Annotated in this window: 11 protein-coding genes; 9 read left to right on the plus strand and 2 right to left on the minus strand. The window is 49.4% G+C overall.

The annotated features are described in order from the left end of the window. The first annotated feature begins 77 nt into the window (after nucleotides 1-77). The 6 genes from BC349_RS17130 to BC349_RS17155 all read left to right on the plus strand — a co-directional run bounded on the left by BC349_RS17130 (nucleotide 78) and on the right by BC349_RS17155 (nucleotide 6,624). Nucleotides 78-1,412, plus strand: a complete 1,335-nt coding sequence (locus BC349_RS17130) for an erythromycin esterase family protein (RefSeq protein ID WP_187258013.1) — start codon at nucleotides 78-80, stop codon at nucleotides 1,410-1,412. Between the two features lie 122 nt (nucleotides 1,413-1,534). Further along, on the plus strand, nucleotides 1,535-1,981 hold the full coding sequence (locus BC349_RS17135; protein ID WP_187258014.1) for an Hsp20/alpha crystallin family protein: 447 nt from the start codon (nucleotides 1,535-1,537) through the stop codon (nucleotides 1,979-1,981). A 91-nt stretch (nucleotides 1,982-2,072) separates the two neighbouring features. Further along, complete coding sequence (locus BC349_RS17140; protein ID WP_187258015.1) at nucleotides 2,073-2,708, plus strand: hypothetical protein; 636 nt, start codon at nucleotides 2,073-2,075, stop codon at nucleotides 2,706-2,708. A 123-nt stretch (nucleotides 2,709-2,831) separates the two neighbouring features. Next, nucleotides 2,832-5,024: a GH92 family glycosyl hydrolase gene (locus BC349_RS17145; RefSeq protein WP_187258016.1), complete on the plus strand. Its 2,193-nt coding sequence runs from the start codon at nucleotides 2,832-2,834 to the stop codon at nucleotides 5,022-5,024. Between the two features lie 26 nt (nucleotides 5,025-5,050). Next, nucleotides 5,051-6,076: an aminotransferase class I/II-fold pyridoxal phosphate-dependent enzyme gene (locus BC349_RS17150; RefSeq protein ID WP_222840217.1), complete on the plus strand. Its 1,026-nt coding sequence runs from the start codon at nucleotides 5,051-5,053 to the stop codon at nucleotides 6,074-6,076. 68 nt (nucleotides 6,077-6,144) lie between these two features. Beyond that, complete coding sequence (locus tag BC349_RS17155) at nucleotides 6,145-6,624, plus strand: GNAT family N-acetyltransferase (protein ID WP_187258017.1); 480 nt, start codon at nucleotides 6,145-6,147, stop codon at nucleotides 6,622-6,624. 56 nt (nucleotides 6,625-6,680) lie between these two features. Here BC349_RS17155 and trxA read toward each other — a convergent pair whose 3' ends face one another. Together trxA and BC349_RS17165 are read right to left on the minus strand one after the other, a co-directional pair. Continuing rightward, complete coding sequence (gene trxA, locus BC349_RS17160) at nucleotides 6,681-7,052, minus strand: thioredoxin (protein ID WP_187258018.1); 372 nt, start codon at nucleotides 7,050-7,052, stop codon at nucleotides 6,681-6,683. 107 nt (nucleotides 7,053-7,159) lie between these two features. Further along, complete coding sequence (locus BC349_RS17165) at nucleotides 7,160-7,771, minus strand: TetR/AcrR family transcriptional regulator (protein ID WP_187258019.1); 612 nt, start codon at nucleotides 7,769-7,771, stop codon at nucleotides 7,160-7,162. 280 nt (nucleotides 7,772-8,051) lie between these two features. Between BC349_RS17165 and BC349_RS17170 the strand changes: the two genes are divergently transcribed. From BC349_RS17170 to BC349_RS17180, 3 genes are read left to right on the plus strand one after another with little or no spacing between them, the layout of a single operon-like run. Further along, on the plus strand, nucleotides 8,052-8,723 hold the full coding sequence (locus BC349_RS17170; RefSeq protein WP_187258020.1) for a TetR/AcrR family transcriptional regulator: 672 nt from the start codon (nucleotides 8,052-8,054) through the stop codon (nucleotides 8,721-8,723). Further along, on the plus strand, nucleotides 8,720-10,132 hold the full coding sequence (locus tag BC349_RS17175; protein ID WP_187258021.1) for a TolC family protein: 1,413 nt from the start codon (nucleotides 8,720-8,722) through the stop codon (nucleotides 10,130-10,132). The genes BC349_RS17170 and BC349_RS17175 overlap by 4 nt, the downstream gene beginning before the upstream one ends. 12 nt (nucleotides 10,133-10,144) lie before the next feature. Next, the gene (locus BC349_RS17180; RefSeq protein WP_187258022.1) at nucleotides 10,145-11,212 is read left to right on the plus strand and encodes an efflux RND transporter periplasmic adaptor subunit; all 1,068 of its coding nucleotides are present in this window, start codon (nucleotides 10,145-10,147) and stop codon (nucleotides 11,210-11,212) included. Nucleotides 11,213-11,216: the final 4 nt, after the last annotated feature.

Raw genomic sequence — 11,216 nt, forward strand, 5'->3', positions numbered from 1 at the left:
TATAAATCACGGCCGCTATTGATACCACTCACCAGCTGTCAACTTTTAAAGTTGTTACTTGTATCAATTTTTCTGCCATGAAAAAGCATACGGTTTCCCACCCCGGGGTGATTGAATCCGAAGCCATCGCCGCCATCAAACAATGGTCCTGGCCCCTCGAACATACCAGCGACCTCGAGCCACTGATGAAACGCATCGGCAACGCAAGGATCGTTATGCTCGGGGAAGCCTCGCATGGTACGCATGAATATTATGCCTGGCGCGCCCGCATCACCCAGCAACTCATCCGCGAAAAGGGCTTTAAAATCATCGCAGTAGAAGGCGACTGGCCCGATTGTTACCGCATTAACCGGTATATCAAACAATATGAGAAGTCGGGTACCAATGCCATTGACCTCCTGCGCTCCTTCAACCGCTGGCCTACCTGGATGTGGGCCAACTGGGAAATGGTGGCACTGATCGAATGGCTTTATGAATTCAACCGCCCGCAGCCAGCCCATAAAAAAGCCGGATTTTATGGACTGGATGTGTACAGCCTCTGGGAATCCATGGAAGCCATCCTGGACTACCTTCGCAAAACCGATCCACTGGCGCTGACCGCCGCCGAAGAGGCCCTCCATTGCTTTGAACCTTATCGCCAGGAAGAAGGACGCAGTTATGCCCGTGCCGCCCAAATGGTTCCCGAACTCTGCCAGACAGAAGTGGTGGAACTCCTCAAAACCATCCGCCAGAAAATGCCTTCCTATAATTCGGATCCGGAAAATGTATTTAATGCAGAGCAGAATGCCCTGGTTACCGTTCATGCCGAACAATATTACCGGGCCATGGTGGAAGGTGGTCCACATTCCTGGAATATCCGCGACCGTCACATGGCTGAAACCCTCAATCGCCTGCTTGAATTTCACGGCCCGGATTCAAAACTGATTGTATGGGCCCATAATACCCATATCGGAGATGCAAGGGCCACTGATATGAGCGCCGACGGTATGCTGAACCTGGGGGAACTGGCACGACTCGACCATGGTGAAGAGGGTGTGGTACTGGTGGGATTCGGTTCCTACAAAGGCCAGGTAATTGCAGGTCGAAACTGGGGCGCGCCCATGCAGAAGATGGATATGCCGGAGGCACGAAAAGACAGCTGGGAGGACCTCCTCCACCGCAGCGGCCCCTCCGATAAACTGATCCTGACCGAAGACCTGCGGCAGGATACTTTCATCGAAAACCATTTTGATCACCGCGCCATCGGGGTGGTGTACCGGCCGGCCTATGAACCCTACAGCAATTATGTTCCCACCCTGCTGCCCCTGCGCTACGACGCCTTCCTCTTTATCAACCAGACCAATGCCCTGTACCCCCTGCATATCAGTCCCGATGGCCACCAGATCCCCGAAACCTACCCTTTCGGTGTGTAAGCATTGATTAGCTGAGGAAAGTTATTGTGCAGGTTGATATGCATCATTGATTTAAAGGATTAATCAAACGAACTTAGCAGCAAGAAATTAATCCAATAACAAATAAACAAAAGGAGGTTTTTATGGCAACGAAACCAATGTTACGTAGTGCTGAAACTGTCCCTTCAGTTTTTGATGATTTTTTCAAACCCTGGAACGAATGGTTTGATGGTGGTAATATCTGGGGAAAAATGATGAAGACTCCCGCCGTGAATATTACTGATAACAAGGACAACTACATGGTTTCTTTGGCCGTACCCGGAATGGATAAAAAGGATTTCAATGTCGACATTGATGGCAATCTGCTGACAGTGAGCTGCGAAAAAGAAGAATCTAAAGAAGAAAAAGATACGCGTTATTCCCGTAAAGAATACAACTACAGCAGTTTCAGCAGGAGTTTCACATTACCCGAAGAAGTGATAATGGACAGGATCGATGCCAGCTATGAAAACGGTATCCTGAAACTGGTTCTGCCGAAAAAAGAAGAGGCTAAAAAAGCCAGTTTGGGAAAACACATTGATGTTAAATAATTTATGGTCGGTTGGAATTTACAAGCCCTTCAGAAATGAGGGGCTTTGTTTTCTGTACCCACCTGGCCCTGTACAATTAAAATTGATCAAGATGAAAAACAGAATGACACCTGGACTGGTATTGATATTGTCAGGCTTGCTGGCCCTGTCCTGCTCCAGTTCACGTATTACCAACTCCTGGACACCCGCAGGAAAACAGTCCCAAAAATTCAGTAAAGTAATGGTGGCAGCATTGATCGGTGGACCAGAGCGTGATTTGAGACAAAAGATGGAAGAACATATCACCGGCGATCTTCATTCCAGTGGCATAAATGCCGTTTCAGCCTATGCGGTCTACGGACCTAAAGCTTTTGACGGTGATAATGAAAAGGCATTACTGGAGCAACTGAAAAAAGATGGCGTGGAAGCAGTGCTCACCGTAGTATTGCTCGATAAGGAAAAAGAACGCTACTATGTACCGGGCCGTATCTATTACACGCCCTATATGATCTATTACAACCGCTTCTGGGGTTATTACCGTACCATTTATGACCGTGTGTACACACCCGGATATTATGCAGAGGACACCAAATATTTCTGGGAAACAAACCTGTATGATCTTTCCGACATGTCATTACTGTATTCGGCACAAACACAGTCCTTTGACCCTGCATCCGCAGAATCACTGGCGCATGAATATGGCAAGCTCATCAGCAAAGACCTGCTGGGGAAAAAAGTACTGCAATAACAGTGAGGATGTTTTCTGTACAGCCGGCACATTTTCATGCCGGCTTTTATGTTCTCACTTATTTTTGGCACCAGGTTTTACAACAAGAATCAGATACCTGCCTTAATCATAAAATAAAATGATATGACAGCCTCCCGTTTGCTGGTCCTGGCAAGCCTTGCCCTCTGTAATTATTCACCGCTGATGGCACAGCAAAATGAACGGCCGGTCCGATTGACATCATTGGTTGATCCCTTCCTGGGTACGGGTGGACATGGGCATGTTTTTCCCGGTGCCACGGTTCCATTCGGAATGGTACAACTTAGTCCGGATAACGGGGACCAGGGATGGGACTGGTGTTCAGGTTACCATTACAGTTCTTCAACCATCGCCGGATTCAGCCATACCCACCTCAGCGGTACCGGCATTGGCGACTGGTGTGATATCTCCGTACTACCGCTTACAGACACAAGCAGTGCTGCAGCAGAAAAGATTAAAATACCCTTCAGCCATAAGAATGAAAAAGCGAGCCCCGGCTTCTATGAATTAACCCTGGGTAATGGCGTCCACACTTCACTGACCGCATCAGACCGGGTGGGTTACCATCGGTACAATTTCCCGGGAGCAGAAGGATGGCTGCGTTTTGATATGGGATTCCAGATCAACTGGGACAATGTTACCGAGGCCGGGCTCCAGCTCCTGAATGACAGTACACTTATTGGTTACCGTTATTCCACCGGTTGGGCCAAAGGACAACAGGTGTATTTTGCCGCCCGCTTCTCAACACCCGTGAAAGCCCATCGTTTCATCCAGGCGAGTGGTCTGAACAATGGAATGGCCACGGGTGAAAAAGTCAAATCCCTCCTGCAGTTTAATACCGCAGGCAAGCCGGTGGAATTAAGGGTGGCGCTTTCTACTGTCAGCACCGAAGCCGCACTGACAGAGCTCTCAGCTTCCCCTCACTCTTTTGATGCCACCCTCACTGCCGCCGACAACAGCTGGGAAAAAGAACTTTCAAAAATCAGGATCAATACTGCTGACCGCGAATTCGCCGGCAGTTTCTACACCGCCCTGTATCGCACCTGCATGGCACCCACCCAGTTTTCGGACAGGGATGGCCGTTACCGGAACAGCGATGGCCGTGTTTTGCAGCAACCGAGGGGGAAAAAATATACAGCCTTCTCCCTGTGGGATACATTCAGGGCCCTGAACCCGCTGTTCACTTTCACCCAGGCAGAAAGACTTCCCGACCTGGTCAACAGTATGTTATCGTTTTACCGGGACAATGGACTGCTGCCGGTCTGGGACCTCAGTACCTGGGAAACCAATACCATGACCGGCTACCACGCCATACCGATAATAGCAGATGCGATTCTGAAAGGGATACCAGGAATTGACGCAGCGCTGGCATACGAAGCCATGTATAAAAGCGCCCACCAGCAACAAAGAGGCACGCCGGACTATATCCGTTTTGGTTACCTGCCCCAGGACAAACATGGCTGGAGTGTTACGATCACCCTTGAGTACGCTTTTGACGATTGGTGCATTGCCCAGGTGGCGAAAAAACTGGGGAAGCACGGAGATTATGAATATTTCATGAAACGAGCCAACAGTTATAAAAATCTCTTCGATGCCCAAACCGGTTTCATGCGGGCGAAGGACAGTGCGGGAAGATTCATCGAACCCTTTGATCCCTTACTTTCAGAACATGGAGACAAGGGACAATATATCGAGGGCACTGCCTGGCAACACAGCTTCTTTGTTCCGCAGGATGTGCAAGGCCTGGCACGGCTCTACGGCGGCCGGAAGCAACTGGCCGATAAACTGGATTCGCTTTTTAATTCACCTTCTGAACTGCATGGCGATAATACTTCAGATGATATCAGCGGACTGATCGGTCAGTATGCCCATGGAAACGAGCCATCACACCACATCATTTACATGTACACCGCTCTGGGTTACCCGGAGAAAGCAGCGGAAAAAATCAAACTGGTTGTCGACAGCATGTACAATCCCGGTCCGGATGGTATCAGCGGCAACGACGACTGCGGCCAGATGAGCGCCTGGCTGGTTTGGACAACGCTTGGCATGTATCCCATGAACCCGTCTTCGGGCGAATATGTATTCGGCTTCCCACTGGTTGAATCTGCCACCATGCAATTACCCAATGGCAAGACCCTGTTCATTAAAGTAAAGGAAACCACTGCCCCGGGCGCAGCGGGCATCCGGCAAATCAGATGGAATGGCAGGAAGATTCCCGTCACCAGCATTACACACAAGGCCCTCCTGCAGGGCGGTGTACTGGAGTATACCATTCATCGGGAAAGCCGACCCTGATACACCCATAAAATATATATTTGGGCATGATACAAGTTGCAGAGATCCCAGGCCGTACCCTTTTACTGGAGGGAAAAGAGCGCTTATACTTCGGGGGTACCGCCTATCTCGGGCTGCCATCACATCTAACCTTCCAGGACCTGCTCATCCACAATATCCGCCGCTGGGGCACCGCTTATGGGAGCTCCCGGAATGCCAATGTACAATTGAAAGCCTACGGGGAAGGCGAACAATACCTGTCACAACTTGCCCGAACAGAGGCAGCTGTAACGGTGTCTTCGGGGATGCTGGCAGGCAAACTGGCCATCGACACTCTAACGGCATCCAGCAACCGCTTTTTTCATTTTCCCGGACACCATCCGGCCATTCATGCAGTCGGAAGTGAACCCTTTTACCGGGAAGGCGATTTGCACCCGGCATTATTGAATGATGAGCAGGAAGATATCACGCTGCTAACTGATGCCGTGCCTTCTTTCCAGGTGCAACCTGTGGGGCTTGATGACATCGGGAAAATATCTCCCGCCAAACGCATCACCCTGGTGATCGATGAATCACACTCCCTGGGCATATTGGGTGAAAACGGCGGAGGCATTATGGGTGGATTGCATTTACCCAATGTATATCGCAAAATCCAGGTTGCCTCTCTCGGTAAAGCCTATGCGCTATCAGGAGGTATGATCGCCTCAGACCGGGAATTCATAGAAAAGATACAGGAAGCTGACTGCTTTGTGTCAGGGGCCGGCATGAACCCTGCATTCGTGCAAACCCTTTTTGATGCCCGGCCACTTTTTTTGGGGCAGCGCACTAAACTGATGGAAAACCTGGCATACCTGGGTGGCCTGATCTCCGGTTTTGACGACCTGGATTTCAATACATCCTACCCGGTAATTTATCCGCATAAAGAAACCATCCACGAATCCCTGTTACAAAAGGATATCGTCATTACGCATTTCAAATACCCCAGCTCCGCCAAAGTGCTGAACCGGATTGTGATCTCCGCGCACCACACCCATTCAGACCTTGAACGCCTGGCACAGTCATTGGGTAGTTGAAACTCACCCGTCGGGTGGCACCCGACGGGTGAAACGCCGGTTTCCCGAAAGTTGACGAATTTTAACCCATGCTAAGACCTGCCACCAAAGACGATTTTGACTTTATTTTCGGCCTCTATATGCATCCGGCCATCAACCCCTACCTCCTCTATGAGCCGATGGATGAGGAAGCCTTCCAGCCGATTTTTGAGGACCTGAGGCAAAAAGGCTTGCTATATGTTTACCAGCAGGGTGAAACAGCCATTGGAATGTGTAAGCTCGTGCCTCAATACCACCGGAATGCACACATGATCTACCTGGGCGGAGTGGCCATCCACCCCGATGCTTCCGGTAGGGGACATGGAGAGACGATGCTGCGGGAAATCATCTCGCTTGCGAAAGAGCGGGGATGCAGGCGAATCGAACTGAGTACGGCAACATTTAACCATAAAGCCATCCGGCTCTACGAGCGGGTGGGATTCAAAAAGGAGGGGGTTCTCAGAAATTATACCTGGTTCCCTTCTGAGAACCGGTTCATCGATGAAGTGATAATGGGTTGGATTGACTGACCCTGAAGGGCAAAAAAATTTCACCCGTCGGGTGGCACCCGACGGGTGAAGGAAAATTATGCTTCGGTTTCCTTCGGCAGCAGGTGCTCGTTGATCACCTGCTTGAAAGCACTCTTGGGAAGAGCACCCGGCTGCATCATAGGCTGGCCATTAGCCGGAATGAACAGCAGGGTCGGAATACTCTGGATGCCGAATACTGCAGAAAGCTCCTGCTCTTTATCAGTATCTACTTTATAGATCAATAGTTTGCCTTCGTATTCTTTGGACAATTCTTCGAGGATAGGAGCCACCATCTTACAGGGACCACACCAGTCGGCATAGAAATCTACAATAGCAGGCAGGCTGCCCTTGTAAGACCACTCCGTAGCACCTTCATAGTTAAAAACCTCTTCCTTGAACTTTTCAGTTGTAAGTTTAATGGTAGCCATCTCAATTATTTTTTACAAAGTACGGTATTATCTGATGGCTATTATGTGAGTAAGGTCACTAATAATCACTGCCTGCTCCGCCGGCGGACAGGCTGAAAACAAGGATATCAGGACTTGTTAGTCGCGATGCCATAAAACAGGCTGTCAGCCAGAAAATCAAGCTGGCCCAAAAAATAATCATGCTTCTCGCCCAGGAAAAGTTGCTGTCCCACCTGCTTGAGCGACCATTTCACCATATTGGCCCATACGTCCATTTCCACAGACTGCATCCCTTTCACCTCTCCCGTGCGGATTCCGTGCAGCAGGATATCTTTCAGTAAATGCTCCACACTACGCTCCTTCTCCTCGGAAATTTCAAGCAGGCGCCGGGCATTTTCGAACAATTCCGCCCGGAACATACTGTAATCCTCCACCCTTTCCTTCACGTTTGCCAGCATACCCCTGACAAAAACCCGGAACTTTTCAGCCGCTGTTCCGGCCTCCTGTACGGCAGCAGAAATAATGGAGTGCTGCTTGCGGATTTCTTCGAGCAGGATGGCATCAAAAATCTCGTCCTTGGTTTTGAAATAATAATACAGCGCGCTCTTCGACTTCCCAACCATGCGGGCAATATCCTCCATGGTTGTCTTCTTGAAACCATAGCGCTTGAACAATTCCCGGCTTTCAGCCAGGATCTCTGCTATGATGACCGGATCACGTTCTGCTTGACTAACTGACATATTCAGTCGAATTTATTTGAACAAAATAGAATACAAATCTAACCATTGCACCGGAACAAGGCTGCCGGAAACTTTCAGCTTTCAGTTTGTGTAATTGGTTTTCAATCATAATATACTTATTTACAATTACTTATTCAATATTTTTTGCTCCTCCATTGATTCGCTGCCACCATTTTCAATTGTCTTTTTACAAATCCTTAACAAAATAATTCGACCATTATTCCATTTTAGTCGAAAGGTCTAGTAATTTTGACTTTTAAATCAAATTAGTCGAACGGTCATGGAACAAACAATATTAGCCACCAGTTGCAAGATGTTCTCCCGGTTAGGGATCCAGCAGCTTCGCATGGAGGACCTGGCCGGCCACCTGGGTATATCGAAAAAGACCCTGTACCGGTTCTTCCCCTCCAGGATGGAACTGATCGAAAGAGTAGAAGCTGAAATGTCTACTGAACTCCGGCAGCAACTATTGGCGGTCCGGGATGAGACCGGCGACACGCTGGAGCAGATCACCGGGTATGTCAGTACACTTACGAGCACATTCAAGAAATGGTCCCCGCAGTTTTTCTCCGATCTGCAAAAACATTTCCCGGAGCAATGGAACAGGTTCCACATAAACATCGGCCAGCTTGTGCTGGAACTGTTGCGCACCAACCTGGAAAAGGGAATAGCAGAAGGGGTGTACCGCGGCAATATCCATCCCGCTCTGCTAGTCACACTCTGGCAGCAACATTTCTACAACGATTACCGGTATTGCCAGCAACTGGTTACCGATTATTCCAAGGACGAAGTATTCCGCCAGGGATACTACCTGTTCCTGTATGGAATTGTAGACCGGTCGTCCGTACCCAGGCTGGAAACCTTACTGAATCGTATAACCGAAGAAAGCGAAAACAATAAAACAACCCTACAAATTGATCCCGGAGCGGATCTAAACCAGGTATTTATATGAAACACAAATTGACCATCAACGGCCTGCTGGTTGCACTCCTCCTTGGTAGTGCAACCATGGCGCAGGACAGCCAGCCGGAAGGCGCTACTGCTGTAACAACCGTCACCACGGTAAATCCCGATTCCCTATCCCTTTCCGCCGTCATCAGACTGGCGCTGGAACACAACCAGACCCTGCGCAAGGCCACACTCAGCGAAGAAGCCGGCATCCAGAAGACTCGTGAGATTAAGGCCCAGGCATTACCGCAGGTGAACCTAAACGGTAATTACTCCAACAACTTTATCAAGCCCGTGATTGTGCTTCCGGGAGAACTGACCGGACAACCCGGCACCATCTCCACCATTGAAATGGGCACCACCCACAACATTGGTATCACCGGCGAGGTAAAACAGGAGCTCTTCAACCAGTCTGTTTTCACCGGCTTGCAGGCAGCCAGGAAGAGTGAGGAATATTACCGGCTGCAGACCCGCCTGACAGAAGACCAGGTAATCCAGTCCGTAGCCAGCGCTTTTTACCAGTTGCAGGTGAACCGCGTCAAGAGGGAAATAGTCGATTCCAATATGATCAGTACCAGGAAAATCCTGACCACTACTGAAACACAGTTCAAAGCGGGATTAGCCCGGCGTATCGACGTTGACCGTCTCCGTGTGAACCTGGCCAACCTCGAAAGCATGGCCAACCTGCTCAACAACGCAATCTACCAGTCAGAGAACCAGCTCAGGTATTTTATGGGTATGCAGATGGATGATCCCCTGCAATTCAGTACCCCATCCCTCGCCAATATCCAGGAAGAGATGAATACCGTATTGCAACAGGAATCCAATGAGATCATGCAACTGAACGATTTCAAACTCCTTAAAAAACAGGAAGAACTGCTGCACCTGCAGAAGAAAGCCTACAAGGCTGAGTATTATCCCAAGCTATCGCTGTTCGGGAACTACAGCTATAATGGCATCAGTAATAAATTCGATCTGCTCAAAACTTCCGGAACCTCCACCTGGTATGATGTAGCTGCCGTCGGACTCCGCCTCAGCGTTCCGATCTTCGACGGAAACGCCCGCCAGGCAAGAATTGCACAAAGTAATATCCAGATCAAACAATTGCAGGAAGACCTTTCGCAGAAAAAATCACAACTAACACTCAACCAGCGCAACGCGAAAATGCAGATTGCCAACAGCATCAGCACCATCAGGCAGCAGGAAAAGAATATCATCCTCGCACGGGATATTTATGAAACCACCCAAAGCAATTACAAACTGGGACTTTCACCACTGACCGACCTGCTGAACGCGGAAACCTCGCTTACACAAGCCCGCAATAACCACGCGGAAGCCCTGCTCCAGTTCAAACTGGCCCAGGTTGAAATGCTCAAATCAAACGGAAATCTGCAATCATTAACTCAACAATAAATCATTACGTATATGAAGAATAAAGTCTTTAAAGCAATCATCTGGGCCGTTGCCATTTTGGGCGGACTATTCCTGATCTTCCAACAGCTGAATAAAAATAAAGCGGCCAATAAGGCCAAGACCGACCTCGTGCAGCAAACCAATCCATCTGTGTTGGTTAGTACCGATACGGCAAAAATGGCCCCATTGGTTATCGACTTTGAAGCCAATGGTGTATTCCAGCCCAACAAGGTACTGGATTTCGCCTCCGAAGTGAGCGGCCGGATCGCCGAACTGAAAGTGGATATCGGCGCAACTGTACACCAGGGACAGCTCCTGGCGGTTCTTGACAATGAACAACTCAACAACGAGGTGCTGCTCAGTTCCAACACAAAGGCAAAACTGGAATCAGACCTGGCCCGTTATGACAGCGCTTACCAGAACGGCGGCATCACCTTCCAGCAGTTACAGGACCTTCGCCTGCAGGCAAAACAAGCTGCCACCCAGGTGAATATTCAGTCCCGCAAGCTGCGCGATTCATACATGAAAGCCCCTATTAACGGTATCATACAAACGAAGTATACTGAAAAAGGAGCTTATGTGCAGCCCGCCACCAAAATTTTCCAGATTGTGGATATCTCCAGACTGAAGCTCCGCATAAACGTACCCGAATACCAGGTGGTGAAGCTGAAGCTGAAAGACAAGGTTCCGGTGCACTCTGATGTTTTCCCTGAGAAGCAGCTGTACGCCACCGTTAGTTACATCGCGCCCATGGGTGATGCTTCACTGAACTTCCCGGTAGAGCTGGAACTGAACAATATCGGCGGGAACGCCATTCGCGGCGGCATGTATGGTCGCGCCAAATTCAGGTTCTCGGAAAACAGGGAAGCCCTGCTGGTACCACGTACTGCTTTTGTAGGAAGTGTTGGCAGCAATGAAGTATATGTGGCGGTTAATGGAAAAGCTGAAATGCGCATAGTGAAAGCCGGTCGCATCCTGGGTGAGAAAGTGGAGATCCTGGAAGGGATCAGGCCCGGCGATGCAGTTATTACCAGCGGACAAATCAACCTGCAGAACGGATCTGCCATCACCATTCAATAAGAGG

This window comes from Flavihumibacter stibioxidans (genome assembly GCF_014332695.1).
GTDB classification, from domain to species: Bacteria; Bacteroidota; Bacteroidia; order Chitinophagales; family Chitinophagaceae; genus Flavihumibacter; species Flavihumibacter stibioxidans.